Raw genomic sequence first — 16789 nt, forward strand, 5'->3', positions numbered from 1 at the left:
TGGGCGCGTCACCCGCGGTCCTCGCCCAGCACGATGCTCTGGTCGGGCGCCCAGATATCCGGCGAGCGGTGCGTGACGAAGACGATCGTGGCGTCGGCGCCCGTGACCGCGGCGACGACGAGGCGTTCCGTCGTCTCGTCGAGCGCCGAGGTCGCCTCATCCAACACGATCACCGACGCGTCCTTGATGAGAGCACGGGCGATTGCGAGTCGTTGGCGCTCGCCTCCCGACAATGCCGCACCGCGTCTGCCGACCGACTGATAGACGCCGGACGGATCCCGCACTAGCACCGCACCCAGTCCTGCCTGCTGCGCCGCGGCGAAGACCTGCTCGTCGGTGGCATCCGGACGGCCGATGCGGATGTTCGACGCGATGGTGCCGGTGAAGACCACCGGATCCTGCGGGACGTAAGCGACGCGCGAAGCGAGTTCTTCTTCCGTGAGCGCCGTGAGTGGAACCCCGCCGAGCACGATCTCACCGAAGTCCGGGTCATCGAAACGCAGGAGCAGTCCGAGCAGCGTGCTCTTCCCCGAACCCGAGGGGCCCGCGATGTGGGTGCGACTGCGCTCGGAGATGGTCGCGGTGATGCTCTCGATCGCGGGGGGCATCGCCACGGAGCGGAGTTCGATCCGGTTGTTCCGCGGCGTCAGCGCGGCGCTGGTATCGGGGACGGACAGTGTCGGAGCGGTGACCACGTCCCGATACCCGGCGGTGGTCGCCCGCAGCTCGCTCACGGCGATGCCGGCGAGGGCGAGTTCATCGAGCGGCGCGCTCGCCCTGCCGACGAGGACGATCAGCGCGAGAGCCGCGAGCGGGTCCGCGAATCCTCCGGTCGCAGCGAGGAACAGCAGGATGCCGCCCAGAGGGAGCGCGCTGGCGAGTCCGGACACCAGTGTCGCCGGGACCGCAGCCCGATTCGTGCGTCGCATCGCGGCCTCCTGGATCAGCCAGTGCTCCTCCGTGCGGGCCGCAGCGCCGACCGGACCGGCCACGGTCTGCAGAAGCTCGAGGTGGTCCACGAGCTCGAGCGTCGCGGCGGTCGCTCGTCGATCAGCTATGTGCCGGGCAGCATCCGCTCTCGCGAGCCGCCGTTGTGCGAGCACTTGTGCGCTCAGCGCAGCGGCGAGCAGCGCCGCAGCCGTCGATGCCGGTGCCGGCCCGCTCACCACGGCTATACCCACGACGAGCAGAAGGGGCACGATCGGCGCGAGGATGAGTGTCTGAAGTTGATGAGCGGGCACCCCCATCAGTGACGGGATCCCGACGCCGGCGGCATGGGTGACGAGCGCGCGATGCTCGGGGGTGAACCAGGCGAGCTTGGTCCGCGACAGCGCCGTGCCGAGTGCACGGTAGAGGTCCCCCGCGAGCCGGGCCCCCGCGAGGTAGCCCGCACGCGAGCAAAGAACCGTGATGACGAGCGAGGCGGCTGCGAGTGCCAGCACCCCCTGCGGTCCGCCCCGGTTCACGATGGCGAGCGCCAGACCGGTGTATGCGACGGCCTCGACCGCGCCGACCAGCACCCACCCGAGACCGACCGAGAGGAGGAGTCGTCGCGCGGACGCGGGGAACGCGGAGACCATCGGAACGCCCGAGGGAATGCGTGCGGTCATCGTTCGATTCCTTCCTGTGCACGCTCGGCGCGTGCCACGGTGATGTGGAGGTCGGCGCGTGCGGCGAGCTCGGGGTCGTGCGTCACCACGATCACGGTCTTCCCCTCGTCGTGTGCGACCCGCTGCATCCGGCCCCAGAAGCGATCGGTGGATCGGCGGTCGAGAGCGCTCGTCGGCTCATCCAGGAGGATCACCGGCGCGGGGGCGAGGAGGGCACGAGCCAACCCGATCCGCTGTCGCTCCCCGCCGGAGAGTGCGGGAGCCTCGGCATCGAGCGGAACCATGAGCCCGACCTGATCGAGGGCACCCCGAAGATCCTCGTCATCGGCGGACGCGACGAGCTGCAGGTTCTCCCTGACGGTGCCGGCGAGCACATCACCACCCTGAGGAACGAGCAGCGCTGCGTGAGGACGCGCGTCTTCACGGATACTCTCCACCGGCACGCCGCCGAGGCGGACAGCACCGGTGGTGAGAGGTTGGAGACCGGCGATCGATCGCAGGAGCGTGGACTTCCCCGCCCCGCTCTCTCCCGTGACCACCGTCACCGACCGGGGCGACGCGCGGAACGAGATCGTATCGAGCACCGCGCGTCCTTCGACGACGACGCTGGCGTGATCGATTTCCACCTCTACAGCCGTCGTCGGGGCAGGGCACGCTCCCGCCCCGATCGGCCTCTCGCGCAACAGCTCCTCGATCCGATCGACAGCGGCCCGTCCGGCGGAGACGTAGTCCAGACCGTGACCGAGCCGGAGGGCCGGGGCCACGAGGGCGAGGCTCAGAAGCACGACCGCGGCGAGTCGAGACGCATCCCACTCCGCACCCACGGCGTACGCGATGGCGAAGCTCGCCGCGGCCTGCAGCAACCCGACCGCGATCGCTGCGGGAGTGGCGATCCGTCGCACCCACAGGACCATGCCGTGCGAGAACCTGTCGGTCGCGGCCGTGTACTCCGACAACGCCCCGGATACGGAGCCGCTCAGACGCAGCACCTCGATCCCCCGCGCATAGTCGTCGACCGCGCTCGTGATCTCCGTCATCACTCGCGCGCGCTGCGCTCCGTGTCTGGCCGAGAGCCGCGGTATCACGCTCAGATACACGATTCCGGCGAGCAATCCGGGGAGCAGGGCGAGCAGCGCCATCGGTCCGGCGATGGTCACCAGCATCACCGTGGCGACGACGGGGACGACCACGAGCGTCGCGAGCTCGGAGGGCAGGTGGGCGATCATGTGGTGCAGCGCAGCGACATCCTCTGAGACGAGGCGACGCAGTCGGTCGGCCGAGTAGACGCTGAGCCGGTCGGCGGGGAGACGCAGGATGTGCCCGGCCACACGACGTCGCACCCGCGCCTCGAACTGCGCCTCCGCCGCGTGCGCGAGCCAGGATGCCACGGCGGCGAGCGCCGCCGTCGCCACCCACGCCCCGCAGGCGACGAACACCCATCCTCCGCCTGAGTCGCCGAGCGCCCGGATGATGCACCACAGGGCTGCGAGCTGCCCGACACCCGCGAGGACGGCGAGGAGGACGGCCGCGGAGAGTGCGGGCATGGCAGGAGACAGTTCGGAACCGAGGAGGGAATCACGAGGGCGGGATGACTTGCTCACGCAAAAAGTATACGCGTATACTTAGGCATGCCTATCCTCAGGAGGAAGACATGAGCAAGATCGATCGCGAGCAGATCGTGACGACGGCACTCGAACTGATCGTCGCCGACGGCGAGTCCGCTGTCGCGATGCGTCCCCTCGCAGCCCGTCTCGGCGTCACCCCGATGGCCCTGTACCGCCATTTCACCGACCGGGATGCGCTGCTGCTCGCGCTCGTCGAGAAGGTGTCAGAGGAGATCGTCATCCCCGCTCCTGGTGAGACACCGCGCGACACGGCCGCCGCGCTCGCCCTCTGCCTGCATGACTTCCTCGTCACTCACCCGTGGATGATCCGGCTGATCTCCACAGGGCGCCTGGCCAGTCCCGCCGGGTTGCAGTTCCCCGAGGGATTCCTCACCTGCGCGCGTGATGCCGGGCTCGACGACACCGCGGGCTTCGTCTTCTACCGGATGATGTTCGCCACGGTCCTCGGCCAGGCGACCATGACATCAGCGCGAGGACAGCGAGAAGGCACCGGAACGCTCCCGACGGAGCCGGTGGTCGGCGCCCTGCCACTCGTGGCCTCGCTCTCGGATCGCTGGCCCGAGCTCGATGCTGCGGCGACACCGACGACGGTCTTCACCACCGCCGCGGCGCTCCTTCCCGCCTCCTGACTTTCCGACCCCGAACGCTCCCCCACCCGAACACAAGGAGACCTCCATGCCTGTTTCCCGTCCGCACCGGCGCGCATTCGTGCCGATGATCGCCATCGCCACCGGACTCTCACTTCTCTCCGGGTGCGCGGGCACGCCGACCGACAGCACGACGAAGCCCGCCGCCGGTTCGACGGATGCATCCTTCCCCGTCACGATCCACAACGCCTTCGGCGACGCGACCATCGACGACAAGCCCACCCGCGTCGCCACGCTCGGGTACGCCGATGTCGCTCTCGCCTCGGCGCTCGGAGCGAACGTCGTCCTCGCACCGGAGTCGTTCTCGGTCATCGCCGGAGAGGGGGACGATCCCAACCTGCCCTACGTCGACGCGCTCGCCAACGACACGACCTGGGTCAACCCGATGAGCATCAACGTCGAGCAGGTCGCCGCGGCACGGCCCGATCTCATCCTGGCCACAGCGGGCTTCACCCTGGACGAGGCGCTCTACGACCAGCTGAGCGACATCGCCCCCGTGATCACCTTCGAGGAGCAGCTCTACGCGGCGACGAGCGAGGACTCCGCACGCCGCATCGCCACCGCGCTCGGCGAGACGGAGGCTGCCGAGAAGCTCATCGCCCGCGCCGACGAGGCGATCGCCGACCTCACGACGGAACTGCCCCACCTCGACGGTGGAACGTTCCTGTACGGGCAGGCACGTGACGGCGTCGTGGTGATGCTCGTCGACGAGCGGAACGTCACCGCCCGCTTCATGCAACGACTCGGGCTCGTCGCGCTTCCGGCCGTCGCCGATCTCCAGGGCACGGGCTCAGTCCCCGGTGCCGTCGACGTCAGCTTCGAGCAGGCTCCGCTGTTCGACGATGCGGGAGTGCTGTTCATGACCTACCAGTCCGGCGCGCTCCAGGAATCGTTCGAGAAGGACCCGGTCGTGTCTTCTCAGGCCATCATGGGCACCCGGTACGTGCCCGTCGACCTCGAGACCGCGACCGCTCTGCAGGACCCGAACATCGCGGCCGTGCCGTGGCTGCTCGACAAGCTCCGTCCGGGCCTCGCGCTCATCCCCGCGCCGTGACGACCAGCCTCCGGGAGGTGCGTGCGGATGCCGACGTCACCCGACTCCGAGGTCCGCGACGCCTCCCGGTGGTCGGTCTGGTCCTGCTCGTCCTGCTCTGCGCGCTGCTCGTCGCCAGCATCCTGATCGGCTCACGCCCGGTCTCGCCCACCGCGCTCCTCGCGCTCCTCGGCGGTGAGGGCGACCCCGACCTTCTCACCCTCCTGCGAGATGTGCGGGTTCCCCGCACGTTCGCCGCGGTGCTCGTGGGCATCACCCTCGCCTGGGCCGGCGCACTCATGCAGGGCATGACAAGGAACCCGCTCGCCGATCCCGGCCTCCTGGGGGTCAGCTCGGGAGCGGCGTTCGCCGTGACCATCGCCCTCAGCTGGCTGGGCGTGCGCAGCGCCTTGGGAGTGGCCACAGCATCGGTGATCGGCGCCGCCGTCATGACCGTACTCGTGCTGACGCTCGGTCTGCGCGGCAGCGGGAACGACTCGCGGCTCATCCTCGCCGGTGTCGCCTTCAGCATGTCCGTCGGCGGCATCCAGACGAGCATCACGCTGCTCAACCCTCGGGCGCTCGATGCGATGCGTGCCTGGTCGGCCGGCTCCCTCGCAACCCCGGATGCCGACGTGGTGAGCGCGGTCCTCCCCCTGATCGGGGGAGCCCTCATCCTCTCGCTGCTGCTCACCCGACCGCTGAACGCACTCGCCCTCGGAGACGATGCCGCTCGTGGCCTCGGCTCGCACCCGCTTCGCACGCGTGCCGGAGTGGCGGTCGCCGCCGCACTGCTGGTCGGTGCCGCAACCGCGATCGCCGGCCCGATCGGATTCGCAGGCCTCATGATCCCGCACCTCGTCCGCCCCTTCACCGGCCCGGACACCAGACGCATCCTGCTCGCCAGCGCCGTGGCAGGGCCCGTGCTCCTTCTCGGCGCCGACGTCATCGCGCGCGTGGCGCTCTGGCCGGGAGAGATCCCCGTGGGCGTCGTCACCGCCGCCCTCGGCGCCCCCGTCCTGCTGATGTTGATCAGGAGAGGCCGATGACGACGACCGACACCGCGCCGCTGTCCGTCGTCCGACGTCCGGCCTTCACATCGCCGTTCTTCCGTTGGAGCGTCGCGTTCGCCGTACTCCTGGGCATCCTCGTCGCTTCCCTGCTCGCCGGCGACCTCCTGCTCTCACCTGCCGAGGTCTGGGCAGTTCTCTCAGGTCGGGCGTCGGACTTCACCACGACCGTCGTCCTGTCGTGGCGTCTCCCCCGCGCCATAGCTGGGATCGCCTTCGGGGCTGCGCTGGGCGCCGCTGGAGCCATCTTCCAGAGCCTGACCCGCAACCCTCTCGGCAGCCCCGATGTGATCGGATTCAACACGGGCGCCTACTCCGGCGTTCTCCTCACGCTTCTCGCCGTCCCTGCCGTGGGGTTCCTTCCGCTCGCTGCGGCCTCGCTTCTCGGAGGGCTGGCGACGGCTGCTGTCGTCATCGCGCTCACCGCCCGCTCGGGAATGGCGGGGCGCACATTCATCCTCACCGGTATCGCCGTCAGCGCTCTTCTCGCCTCGGTCAACACCTGGCTCGTCTACAAGACCGACACGGCGACTGCCACGGCGGGCTCATTGTGGGCGGCAGGCACGCTCGACAACACACGCTGGGTCAACCTCGCTCCAGCGCTGGCGGCGCTCGCGCTCCTCGCGCTACCCGTGGTCGTCGCCGCCACCCGATTACGCTTCCTGGCGCTCGGAGACGATCTCGCCACCGCTCTGGGACTGCGAGTCCGCACGAGCCGCTTCGCCCTCATCGTCGGCGCCGTCGCCTTCACGGCCATCACCACGGCCTCGGCGGGCCCGATCATGTTCATCGCCCTCGCCGCACCGCACCTCGCCCGAGCGACGCTCCCGCGCGAACGCCCCGTGCTCGCCTCTGCGTTGACGGGCGCGCTGCTCCTCAGCGGTGCGGACTGGATCGCAGCACACACCTTCGCTCCGACCCAACTCCCCGTCGGCGCGGTGACCGTCACGATCGGAGGCGCCTATCTCATTCTCACCCTGCTCCGAGGAGGTCGGTAAGACTCGTATCGTGCCCGCGTCACCGATCGAGGATGGCGCGGGTCGTCACCTCCGGGCGCAGGTCCAGGCGCCGCAGCAGCTGGGCGTTGAGCGCCACGACGATGGTCGACAGCGACATCAGGACCGCTCCGACCGACATCGGCAGCACGAAGCCGATGGGTGCCAGAACGCCGGCCGCGAGCGGCACCGAGAGCAGGTTGTACCCCGCCGCCCACCACAGATTCTGCTTCATCTTGCGGTATGCGGCGCGTGAGAGTTCGATCACCGAGAGCACGGAACGCGGGTCGTCGCCGGCGAGGATCACCCCGGCCGAGGCGATCGCGACATCGGTGCCGGCACCGATCGCCAGACCCACGTCGGCCTGCGCGAGCGCGGGTGCATCGTTGACGCCGTCACCGACCATCGCGACCTTGCGCCCCTCGTGCTGCAGCTCCTGCACCTTCGCTGCCTTGTCCTCGGGGCGCACGCCGGCGAAGAATCGGTCGATACCGAGATCTGCCGCGACCGTCTGCGCGACGGCCTCGGCGTCGCCCGTGATCATGACGACCTGCACACCGAGTGCGTGCAGTGCGTCGACGGCCTCGCGGGACTCCGGCCGCACCTCGTCGGCGAGTTTCAACGCCCCGATGACGTGACCGTCCTGAACCACGTGCAGGATGATGGCCCCGTCCCCGCGCCACCCCTCGGCGACGGCGAGCTCATCCGCGTGCTCCTCGGCGAGCAGATGCGGGCCGCCGACGCGCACAGTCGTCCCTTCGACGGTCGCCGTGACCCCGACCGCCGGTGACGACGTGAAGTCGCGGCTCTCCGGAACGGACAGGTTCTTCGCGGCGGCGGCGCGGACGATCGCCTTCGCGAGAGGGTGCTCGCTGTCAGCCTCGGCAGCGGCGGCGAGCGCCAGCACTCGATCGCCGTCGTGCTCCCCGGACACGGACACCTCGGACACGACCGGCTCGCCCTTGGTGAGCGTCCCGGTCTTGTCGAACAGCACGGTGTCGACGGTGCGCATGCTCTCCAGCGCCAGGCGGTCCTTGACCAGCACTCCTCCGCGGGCCGCACGCTCGGTGGCGATCGACACGACCAGCGGAATCGCCAGCCCGAGTGCGTGCGGGCAGGCGATCACGAGCACGGTGATGGTACGGATCACGGCCGCATCGGGCAACCCGACCAGGCTCCACACGATCGCGGTGATCGCCGCGGACCCGAGCGCGAACCAGAACAGCCACCCCGCCGCGGTGTCGGCGAGGCGCTGCGCGCGCGAGGAGGAGCTCTGCGCCTCGGTCACCAGGCCCTGGATGCCGGCGAGCGTGGTGTCGTCCCCGGTGGCGGTGATCTCGACGCGGAGCCCAGAGTCGGTGGCCACCGTGCCGGCGGTGACCTGGTCGCCGATGCCTCGCGCGACCGTGCGCGACTCCCCCGTGACCATCGACTCGTCCATGGACGCCCGGCCGTCGACGATGCGCCCGTCCGCGGGCACGCTTCCGCCCGGTCGCACGACCACGACGTCGCCGACCGCGAGGTCTGCGGGTGAGACGATGACGACCTGCCCGGCTTCCACGCGCTCGGCCTCGTCCGGCAGGAGCGCGGCGAGCGAGTCGAGAGCAGAGGTGGTCTGCGCGAGCGAGCGCATCTCGATCCAGTGCCCGAGCAGCATGATCACGATGAGGAGCGCCAGCTCCCACCAGAAGTCGAGCTCATGGTGGAGGATGCCGAGACTCGCTCCCCACGACGCGAGGAAGGCCACCGTGATCGCCAGACCGATGAGCAGCATCATGCCGGGCGTACGGGCTCTGATCTCACTGACGGCCCCGACGAGGAAGGGCTTGCCGCCCCACACATACATCACGGTTCCGAGCACGGGTGAGACCCATGCCAGGCCCGGCACGTCGGGGAGCGTGTATCCGAGGATCATCGCGAACATGCCGGAAAGCGCGACGGTCGGGACGGCGAGGACGAGCATGATCCAGAACAGCCGCCGGAACTGTGCGACGTGGTCGCCGTGGCCCCCGTGACCTGCGTGGCCGCCGTGACCCGGGTGATCGTCGTGGCCCTCGTGCGCCGCGTGCATGGGTGCGGAGCCGTCCGACTCGTGATGCGGCGCGGCGTGTGCGGTGCCCTCGTGGTGCGAAGCGCTCATTGCTCTCCTCCTCGGAAAGACGATGCCGTGCAGGCAGCGGATGGAAGCCCCGCACAGATGGAGCGGGTCGTCCCGCTCACTCCTTCGGGTCAACCGAGTACCCTCCTGGGGTATTCCCACCCGCACCTCGCCCCGATGTTCGCACCCTCAGGTGCCATCCGCCGCTCAGGGAGCCGGCGCCGTGGCGTGGGAGTCCGGCTCTGCGGTGTCGTGATCGACCGTCGCGGATTCGCCGGGCTCCTCTGTCGGGAGCTCCTCCGTCGTGGACGCGTCCGCCGTGGACGCGTCCGCCGCGCGCGGGCGCCGGAGCAGCTCGATCACGACCGCGAAGACCACGAGCCCCACGGTCACCCCGATCACCGTGCCGAACGCGACCGGCCGCGACGTGATGAGGATGAGAACCGCGAGCGCGAAGGCGGCGATGAGGATCGGTCCGTGGAAGCGATCGACCGCGACGCTCAGGCGGCCGGTCGACAGCCCTCGTCGCTCCCACGTGCTCCGGATCGCGGTGAACCCACTCTCCAGGAGGCCGCGGATGGCCACAGCGCTGCGGCTCGACCCGGCGAGCCAGGCCCACACGGCGACGAGCACTCCGACCAGGGCGAGCGCCACGATCGTCGAGCTCAGCAGCGAGGTGACCTCGTCGAACAGCGACTGGGCCGCCCCCGCCGTCATGACCGACGGACTCACCGCGCCGATGAAGAACGTCCTCCCGATTCCCATCCCCGCGGACAGGAGCAGGAAAGCGACGGCGAAGCCGAGACTGGTCCACAGGAGGGCACGCGCGCGATCTCGCGCGATCAGGATGCCGGCTACGACGAGCCCGAGCAGCACCCATGGCAGCCAGAACCCCGCCGCGACCGCGATCTGGTAGACGGTGCGCACCAGGACCAGCGCGTCGGCCTGGGCGATCGAGACCGACCTGTCGATCTCGGGGATGAGTGCGGCGAATCCGACGCCACGCTCGGTCAGCACCACCTTGACCCGGTCGACGACCTGACCGAGGTCGATCGAGAGCACTCCATCGTCAGCGAGCTGCACGGCGGTGTCCGGGCTGTTCTGCAGGATCGCGACCGCGCGTTCGTGCGTGAACCGCAGCGATTGCGCCCAGATGTCGGCGAACTGATCGGATGCCACGACGTCGTGGATCACGCCGTCGACGAGGGAGGTGAGCCCGCTGGCCGCCGGGGCCTCCAGCAGGGAGAGTGCGGATGACGCGCGGGGCGGAAGGTCGAGTTCACGGATTCCGTCGAACACCTCTGCGACGATCGCACTGAAGTCCACCTGCTCCTGGATGGCGGCGCTGACCTGATCCGCGACGAAGTCCTGCACGTCGGGATCCTCGGCGAGCGGCGCGAAGGTCGCGACGAACCGATCGGCATCGACGAGCTGCAGCCGGGCCCAGGTGCCCATCGCTGCTATCGGAGCCATCAGGACCGCGAGGGCGAGCACGATCCCCGCGACGATGCTCCTCCCCACCGGCCGGCGGCGGGGCCGCTTGAGCGTCTCGTTCTCGTGCTCGAGGAGGACGACGCGGGCACGCAGGTCTTCCAGTTCACTCATTCGCTGTCCTCGTCTCGGCTGTCGTTCCGACGGCGGGCTGCCGGTCTCGTCAGCTCAGGAGCTTCTGCTTCGCCGCGGCGAACTCCGCATCGGAGAGCACGCCGGAATCCTTGAGGGATGCGAGCTGCTGCAGCTTCGCGATCAGATCGTCAGCGGCGGCGGGTGCCGCCGGAGGCGGAGACGAGTACTGGGCCGCTGCATTCTTGGCGGCGGCATCGACCTGCGCCTGCTGCTGCGCGGCCGCGTACTGCTGCTGCTCGTGCTCGCCCTGCGCACGCTCCTGCTGATGCCGCGACATCGCGCCGCCGACGGCCGAAGCCGTCCCTGCGACCACTGCGGTCCTGGCAGCGAGGCCGATCAGTCCTGGGCGGCCGAATCTTCTCATGGGCATGTCATTCATCTTCCTGGTCGAGGATGTCCATCACCGCATTCACGACGGGCGCCGGCACGCGCTCGCTGCGCAGCACCTGTCCGCCCGCAGCGGCGAGTTTCTGCGCGAGGGTGCGCGCGAAGGCGAGCTCGAGCACGACCAGAGCGGCGGACTGCCCTGGGGCGATCGCGGCGGCGAGCGCTTCGACGTCCTCCTCACCGGCGAGACCCGCCGCGATCGGCTCGAAGCCGTCGAGATCGAGCTTTCCGTCCTCATCGTCGAGCTCGACGATCTCGACCTCTCCGGTCGCCGACTTCGCGAGCACGACGAAGTCGAGCAGTCGCACGACGCCGCTGTCCACGAGCTCCGTCAGCGCGCGGAACGTCGCCGGATCCGGGCGCTGACCCTCGAACCCGACGAGGTAGACCTCGGCCGGGCCGAAACGGAAGTCATTCATGGGTCGTCCCTTCTCCTGGCGCACGTCGCCCGTGACTGGGATCCATGCTCGCATCGCGGTCACGGGCGAGGAGTCCGGCCTCACCCCGAGAGGATGAGTGCTCCGTCGCCGGCAGCCCGTCACGGGGTCGCCCGCTCGGGGTGAGGGACGCCCCCACTCATCTGCTCACGCTGCCACGATCGCCCTACGCAGTAACTCGACGAAAGAGGTGCGAAGTGTCCATTTGGGAAAGCTTCTGGGACATCATCTGGTGGTTCTTCTGGGTCTTCGTGTTCGTCTCCTACCTCATGGTGCTCTTCAACATCGTCGCCGACCTGTTCCGCGATCACACGCTCAACGGCGGGTGGAAGGCCGTGTGGATCATCTTCCTCATCTTCGTCCCGTTCCTCACGGCGCTCGTGTACCTGATCGCCCGCGGCAGAGGCATGGGCGAGCGCAGCGCGTCGGCGTACCGCGAGCAGCAGCATGCCGCCGACTCCTACATCCGCAGCGTCGCCGGCTCCAGTCCCAGCGACGAGATCGACAAGGCATCCAAACTGCTCGCCGCAGGGACCATCACCGCCGACGAGTTCGCCGCCATCAAGGCGCGCGCGCTGAGCTGACCCGCATCCGCGCCGGGCGGCGAGAGCCGCATCGGCGAGCTCGTCCCGATCAGACGGTGGTGCGCACCGCCTCGCGGCGGGACGACACCCCGAGTTTGCGGTAGATCGCGCGCTGGTGAGTCTTCACCGTGTTGATCGACACCGCCAGTTCACGTGCGATCTCCTGCAACGTGCGAGCGGTCTGCAGCTGCTGGAAGACATCGCGTTCACGCCCGGAGAGGGCATCCACCAACGACCCGGCCGAGCCCTTCGCCAGACACCTGCCGATGAAGTCCTCGAACTGCGTGCCGAAGTGCACATGCTCGCCGAGCAGTTTGCGCACGGCCGTCTCGCGCGGCCCGAAGAGAAGGCGGATGTTCTCCCCCGAGGCGACAGCGACACCCGCCTCGCACAGCTCATGCGCCTGGTCGTGGTGTCCGGCCTGACGTCGGAGCAGGGCTGCCGTGAGCAGAGTCGCCGATTTCACGTAGGACACCTCCGCGAAGACGCGCGGAGCCCGCAGCATCTCCAGGGCGGTGGTGTAGTCGCCGGCGCGGCGCAGAACGCCGGCGAGGGCGACGTTGACGACGGGAAGGTCCGGGCACTGGATGTACTTGCGCGCGATCCGCATCGCTCGATCCGTTCGTCCGACGGCTTCTTCGAGCAGGGCGACCGACGATTCGCGGAACGCCGGCCACGAGACGCCGTGCACGACCTCCAGGGGGATCTCCTGGATGCCGATCGCCGCACGACGGCAGGCGGTGACATCACCCGATTCCGCCGCCGCGTAGGCGATCATCATGCGCGCCACATTCGTGAACGAACGATCGGAGCCCCCGTTGGCGATCACGGTTCCGAACTCGCGGATCGCTTCGTCGAGCTCACCCGACCAGTACGAGACGTATCCCGCGGCCGCGGCAGCACTGCCCCCGGCGTAGGTGCTCCAGGGAAGACCGACATCCTCCGCCCCACGAACGGCGATGAGCGACCGTCGGGCCTCGATGAGATGACCGGCCCAGGTCTGCCCGAAGGCGAGATGCCCCAGCGCGCGCTTCGCCAGCTCTCGATCGCCCGAGCTCTGCGCCTCCCTGGCCGCGGCGGAGAAGTACTCGAGCGGGACCATCGGATTGCCGCGGTGCCGGATCTCGGTCCACCCGAGGAGATAGTTCAGCGCCGCGCGGTCGCCGAGGTCCGTCGAGTCCGCGTCGAGGAGCATCTGCTGCACCTTCGCGCTCGCATCCGCGACCTCTGCAGGCTCGTCGGCGATGAAGAGCCGGGCGATCTGCAGCACCGCGGGTTCATCGTCATCGCCCGATCGACCGATCATCGCCTCCGCGCGCCGGAACAGCTCACGCGCCACCCGATGATCGCCGAGCACGTCGCTCGCACACGCGCGCACCAGCAGCACCTGCGAGTCATCGGGCGTGCGTCGCAGCATCAGCATCGCTGTGCCTTCGACCTCGTCGGCTCTCGCCCCCACCACCAGACCGAGCCAATGGTGAAGGAGGGTCTCCCGTGCGGTGAGGAACTCGGACGCATGAAGGGAGTGCGTGATCGATGCCGTCGGATCCGTCGCCTGCAGCGCGGCAGCGGCGCGGCGGTGGCATCCAGCGGCGCGTTCGGCATCGATGTCCAGGATCTCGGCGCATCGCCTGGCGAAGGAGGCATGCCAGCGGTACACGACCCCGTGAGGGCCCTCGAAGCGGTCGAGGAACAATCCGAGGCGCACGCAGGTCTCGAGCAGGGCCGCCGCGTCGGGGCGTCCGGTCACCGCGGCTGCGAGCGCAGGGGTCAGCTCGCTGCAGACGCTCGCCTCGAGAACGAAGTCGGCGACCTCAGGGGGGAGCGTGGCGAGCACGTGCTCCCGCACGTAGTTGCCCAGGAAGCCGGCGGCGCTCTGGGCGCGCTGGTCGGGCCTCGCTCCGCCGATCATCATCAGTCTGACCGCGATCGGCCACCCCTGGGTCTCCTCGAAGATGGTCTGCGCCGAGAGGCCGTCCGTCTCCCCGTCGAGCAGCAGCCGCACTTCCTCTTCCGTGAAGCTGAGCGTGTCCGCGCCGACGAAGGAATCCGGATGCGTCACGCGGTGCCGGGAGAGGGTCACCTCGAGCAATGTCGTCCCCACCAGCACGATCCGCAGGCTGTCCGGCGCCTGCTCGGCCAGCATCCCCAGAAGTCCCGCACGCCAGTCCTCCCCTGCGCGCTGAGCATCGTCGACGATCAGGTGCACGCGCTCGTCCGCATCCTCCAGAACTCTGCAGATCTCCTGGTATGCCCGGTGCGGGTCGTCCAGATCCCGGTCAAGGTCCAGGCGACGCCCCGAGCGCTCCGCGCCCCGGATCAGCGCGTTCACCACGCCCTGGGTCAGCCGCGACGGGTCGGAGTCGAAGGCGTTGAGCCCGAGCCACGCCACGTGTTCGAGCCCTGACGCCCACTCGGCCACCGAGGTCGTCTTCCCGAATCCGCTGGGGGCACTGACCACGGTCAGCGGGTCTCTGGCGACGGCCTCCGAGATCACCGCGCTCACCCGATCGCGTCGAAGGGCACCTGGTTGGGGTGCCGGCGGCCGGAATCGCACCGTGGGTCCCGGCCTCGTCGAGCGTACGGGGTGCGACATGGCACCAAAGCTAGTGCTGTGCCGGATGCACCTTCAAGGGCATCCTCGCGCGTTCAATCGAGTTGTGCACAATTGAATCGCATGCAATGCTTTACTCATGCCCGTGACCGATGAGATGGTGTGCTTCTCCCTCTACTCCGCTGCGCGCGCCACCACGCAGGCGTACCGGGCTCTGCTCGCCCCCTGGGGGCTGACGTATCCGCAGTATCTGGTCCTCGCCATCCTGTGGCACGAGGGCGATCAGACGATCGGTTCGCTCGGAGACGCCATGCAACTCGACTCCGGGACCCTCTCGCCCCTGGTACGCCGCCTCGAGCAGGCGGGCCTGGTTGCGAAGACGCGCAGCCCCCAGGACGAGCGCGTCGTCACGGTGCAGCTCACCTCCGCAGGCCAGGCGCTCCGCGGGGACCTCGCGAAGATCCCTGCCCAGATCGCGCAGCTCTCCGGCATCCGCGACGACGCGCACCGCCGCCGGCTCATCGCAGAACTCCACGAACTCACCGCTCTGCTGCAGAGCGGTGTCTCGACACCGGCCACCGGCGCCACCGCGCTGCGCGCCGGCGAATGACCACCCTCCCGGAAGGAAACCCCTCAATGGAAGCCCTCTACACCGCAGAAGCCCTCGCCACCGGCGCCGGCCGCAACGGACACGTCGCCACGAACGACGGTCGCGTCGAGTTCGATCTCGCCATCCCCAAGGAGATGGGCGGCAGCGGCGACGGGGCCAACCCCGAGCAGCTCTTCGCGGCCGGATATGCCGCATGCTTCCACTCCGCTCTGCAGTCCGTCGCGCGGGCGCAGAAGATCAAGATCGACCACAGCTCGGTCGGCGCGCGCGTGCAGATCGGGTCGAACGGCGCCGGCGGCTTCGGCCTCGCGGTCGAACTCGAGGTGGTCATCCCCGAGCTCGCGCACGATCAGGCCCAGGCACTCGCCGACGCCGCACACCAGGTCTGCCCGTACTCGAACGCGACGCGCGGCAACATCGACGTCACGATCACCGTGTCGGACGACTGATCAACGGAAGGAAAGGAAACCACATCATGCGTGCACTCATCCATTCCCGATTCGGCGAAGCCGAAGACGTCCTCGCGGTCGAGGAGCGTCCCGTTCCGGAGCCCGCAGCAGGGCAGGTCCGCCTGCGCATCGTCCTCTCCCCCATCCACAACCACGACCTGTGGACCGTGCGCGGCACCTATGGGTTCAAGCCCGAGCTGCCTGCGGCCTCCGGCACCGAGGCCCTGGGCATCGTCGACGCCCTCGGTGAGGGCGTCGAGCACCTCGCGGTCGGACAGCGCGTCGCGACCGGCGGCACCTTCGGCGCCTGGGCCGAGTACATCGTGGCGAACGCCGCCGGACTCATCCCCGCGCCCGATTCCCTCTCCGACGAGAGCGCGGCCCAGCTCGTCTCGATGCCGTTCAGCACGATCAGCCTGCTGCAGTTCCTCGACGTCAACGAAGGCGACTGGATCGTGCAGAACGCGGCGAACGGCGCTGTCGGACGCATGCTCGCGCAGCTCGGCGCCGCGCGCGGCGTGCACGTGCTCGGGCTCGTGCGCCGCGCGGAGGGTGTCGAGGAACTGCGTGCCCAGGGCATCGACAACGTCATCTCGACCGATCAGGACGACTGGCGCGAGCAGGCTGCGCGCCTGACCGGCGGCGCGCCGATCGTCGCCGGTGTCGATTCCGTGGGCGGCTCGGCCTCCGGCGACGTGCTCTCGCTCCTCGGCGAAGGCGGCACGCTCGTCGCGTTCGGGGCGATGAACTCCCCGGTCATGGAGATCGCCTCCTCCGATGTGATCTTCAAGCAGGCCATCGTCAAGGGCTTCTGGGGCAGCAAGGTCATCCAGCAGCTCGACGCCGCCACGCGCGGGGCCCTGTTCGGCGAGCTCATCCAGCGCGTCACCGATGGGACGCTGACCCTCCCGGTCGCCGGCGTGTTCGACGCCGCCGATATCGCCGATGCCGTGCGTCTCAGCATGACGCCTGGCCGCGTGGGCAAGGTGCTGCTGCAGTTCTGATCGATCTGCCGCTTCGAAAGGGTCGTCCGGATGCGGGCGGCCCTTTCGCATACCCGCCCT

The 16789-nt window shown here is 69.3% G+C and carries 15 protein-coding genes; 8 read left to right on the forward strand and 7 right to left on the reverse strand.

Annotated elements, in window-relative coordinates:
• Window positions 1-8: 8 nt before the first annotated feature.
• Both ASD13_RS10505 and ASD13_RS10510 read right to left on the reverse strand, forming a co-directional pair.
• Window positions 9-1610, reverse strand: coding sequence for an ATP-binding cassette domain-containing protein (locus ASD13_RS10505; RefSeq protein WP_055869029.1), 1602 nt, complete (start codon window positions 1608-1610; stop codon window positions 9-11).
• Window positions 1607-3211: an ATP-binding cassette domain-containing protein gene (locus tag ASD13_RS10510; protein WP_200942474.1), complete on the reverse strand. Its 1605-nt coding sequence runs from the start codon at window positions 3209-3211 to the stop codon at window positions 1607-1609. Before ASD13_RS10510 ends, ASD13_RS10505 begins: the two co-directional genes overlap by 4 nt.
• Window positions 3212-3261: 50 nt before the next feature.
• Between ASD13_RS10510 and ASD13_RS10515 the strand changes: the two genes are divergently transcribed.
• The 4 genes from ASD13_RS10515 to ASD13_RS10530 are packed head-to-tail and all read left to right on the forward strand — an operon-like array spanning window position 3262 to window position 6983.
• Window positions 3262-3864, forward strand: coding sequence for a TetR/AcrR family transcriptional regulator (locus ASD13_RS10515; RefSeq protein WP_055869031.1), 603 nt, complete (start codon window positions 3262-3264; stop codon window positions 3862-3864).
• Between the two features lie 46 nt (window positions 3865-3910).
• Window positions 3911-4936, forward strand: a complete 1026-nt coding sequence (locus ASD13_RS10520; protein WP_200942475.1) for an ABC transporter substrate-binding protein — start codon at window positions 3911-3913, stop codon at window positions 4934-4936.
• Window positions 4933-5964 carry a FecCD family ABC transporter permease gene (locus ASD13_RS10525; RefSeq protein WP_200942476.1) on the forward strand — a complete coding sequence of 344 codons (1032 nt, stop codon included), beginning with the start codon at window positions 4933-4935 and terminating at the stop codon, window positions 5962-5964. Before ASD13_RS10520 ends, ASD13_RS10525 begins: the two co-directional genes overlap by 4 nt.
• Entirely contained in the window at window positions 5961-6983 is a 1023-nt protein-coding gene (locus ASD13_RS10530) for a FecCD family ABC transporter permease (protein WP_082531464.1), read from the forward strand. The genes ASD13_RS10525 and ASD13_RS10530 overlap by 4 nt, the downstream gene beginning before the upstream one ends.
• 19 nt (window positions 6984-7002) lie before the next feature.
• Here ASD13_RS10530 and ASD13_RS10535 read toward each other — a convergent pair whose 3' ends face one another.
• From ASD13_RS10535 to ASD13_RS10550, 4 genes are all read right to left on the reverse strand, one after another.
• Window positions 7003-9120 (reverse strand): heavy metal translocating P-type ATPase, encoded by a 2118-nt coding sequence (locus ASD13_RS10535; RefSeq protein WP_055869033.1) that lies wholly within the window; start codon window positions 9118-9120, stop codon window positions 7003-7005.
• Between the two features lie 165 nt (window positions 9121-9285).
• Window positions 9286-10683: a hypothetical protein gene (locus ASD13_RS10540; RefSeq protein ID WP_055869034.1), complete on the reverse strand. Its 1398-nt coding sequence runs from the start codon at window positions 10681-10683 to the stop codon at window positions 9286-9288.
• Window positions 10684-10732: 49 nt separating this feature from the next.
• On the reverse strand, window positions 10733-11074 hold the full coding sequence (locus ASD13_RS10545) for an SHOCT domain-containing protein (RefSeq protein WP_055869035.1): 342 nt from the start codon (window positions 11072-11074) through the stop codon (window positions 10733-10735).
• Window position 11075: 1 nt separating this feature from the next.
• Complete coding sequence (locus ASD13_RS10550) at window positions 11076-11510, reverse strand: DUF6325 family protein (RefSeq protein WP_055869036.1); 435 nt, start codon at window positions 11508-11510, stop codon at window positions 11076-11078.
• Window positions 11511-11725: 215 nt separating this feature from the next.
• Here ASD13_RS10550 and ASD13_RS10555 point away from each other — a divergent pair, with 215 nt between their 5' ends.
• Window positions 11726-12112, forward strand: a complete 387-nt coding sequence (locus tag ASD13_RS10555) for a PLDc N-terminal domain-containing protein (protein WP_055869037.1) — start codon at window positions 11726-11728, stop codon at window positions 12110-12112.
• Window positions 12113-12161: 49 nt separating this feature from the next.
• Here the strand turns inward: ASD13_RS10555 and ASD13_RS10560 are convergent, their stop codons facing one another.
• A complete protein-coding gene (locus tag ASD13_RS10560; protein WP_055869038.1) occupies window positions 12162-14618 on the reverse strand; it encodes a LuxR C-terminal-related transcriptional regulator in 2457 nt (818 codons plus the stop codon).
• A 187-nt stretch (window positions 14619-14805) separates the two neighbouring features.
• Here ASD13_RS10560 and ASD13_RS10565 point away from each other — a divergent pair, with 187 nt between their 5' ends.
• From ASD13_RS10565 to ASD13_RS10575, 3 genes are read left to right on the forward strand one after another with little or no spacing between them, the layout of a single operon-like run.
• The gene (locus ASD13_RS10565; RefSeq protein WP_164743678.1) at window positions 14806-15276 is read left to right on the forward strand and encodes a MarR family winged helix-turn-helix transcriptional regulator; all 471 of its coding nucleotides are present in this window, start codon (window positions 14806-14808) and stop codon (window positions 15274-15276) included.
• Between the two features lie 26 nt (window positions 15277-15302).
• Window positions 15303-15725 carry an organic hydroperoxide resistance protein gene (locus ASD13_RS10570; protein WP_017831045.1) on the forward strand — a complete coding sequence of 141 codons (423 nt, stop codon included), beginning with the start codon at window positions 15303-15305 and terminating at the stop codon, window positions 15723-15725.
• Between the two features lie 26 nt (window positions 15726-15751).
• Window positions 15752-16729, forward strand: a complete 978-nt coding sequence (locus ASD13_RS10575) for a zinc-binding dehydrogenase (protein ID WP_055869039.1) — start codon at window positions 15752-15754, stop codon at window positions 16727-16729.
• The last annotated feature ends 60 nt before the right edge of the window (window positions 16730-16789 follow it).

The sequence above is a fragment of the Microbacterium sp. Root1433D1 genome, assembly GCF_001426835.1.
Lineage (GTDB): Bacteria > Actinomycetota > Actinomycetes > Actinomycetales > Microbacteriaceae > Microbacterium > Microbacterium maritypicum.

Bases quoted from the DNA above. Each gene is read 5' to 3' on its own strand.
- ASD13_RS10505 (WP_055869029.1), bottom strand. From the start codon at position 1,610: ATGACCGCACGCATTCCCTCGGGCGTTCCGATGGTCTCCGCGTTCCCC.
- ASD13_RS10515 (WP_055869031.1), top strand. From the start codon at position 3,262: ATGAGCAAGATCGATCGCGAGCAGATCGTGACGACGGCACTCGAACTG.
- ASD13_RS10520 (WP_200942475.1), top strand. From the start codon at position 3,911: ATGCCTGTTTCCCGTCCGCACCGGCGCGCATTCGTGCCGATGATCGCC.
- ASD13_RS10530 (WP_082531464.1), top strand. From the start codon at position 5,961: ATGACGACGACCGACACCGCGCCGCTGTCCGTCGTCCGACGTCCGGCC.
- ASD13_RS10535 (WP_055869033.1), bottom strand. From the start codon at position 9,120: ATGAGCGCTTCGCACCACGAGGGCACCGCACACGCCGCGCCGCATCAC.
- ASD13_RS10540 (WP_055869034.1), bottom strand. From the start codon at position 10,683: ATGAGTGAACTGGAAGACCTGCGTGCCCGCGTCGTCCTCCTCGAGCAC.
- ASD13_RS10545 (WP_055869035.1), bottom strand. From the start codon at position 11,074: ATGCCCATGAGAAGATTCGGCCGCCCAGGACTGATCGGCCTCGCTGCC.
- ASD13_RS10550 (WP_055869036.1), bottom strand. From the start codon at position 11,510: ATGAATGACTTCCGTTTCGGCCCGGCCGAGGTCTACCTCGTCGGGTTC.
- ASD13_RS10565 (WP_164743678.1), top strand. From the start codon at position 14,806: ATGCCCGTGACCGATGAGATGGTGTGCTTCTCCCTCTACTCCGCTGCG.
- ASD13_RS10570 (WP_017831045.1), top strand. From the start codon at position 15,303: ATGGAAGCCCTCTACACCGCAGAAGCCCTCGCCACCGGCGCCGGCCGC.
- ASD13_RS10575 (WP_055869039.1), top strand. From the start codon at position 15,752: ATGCGTGCACTCATCCATTCCCGATTCGGCGAAGCCGAAGACGTCCTC.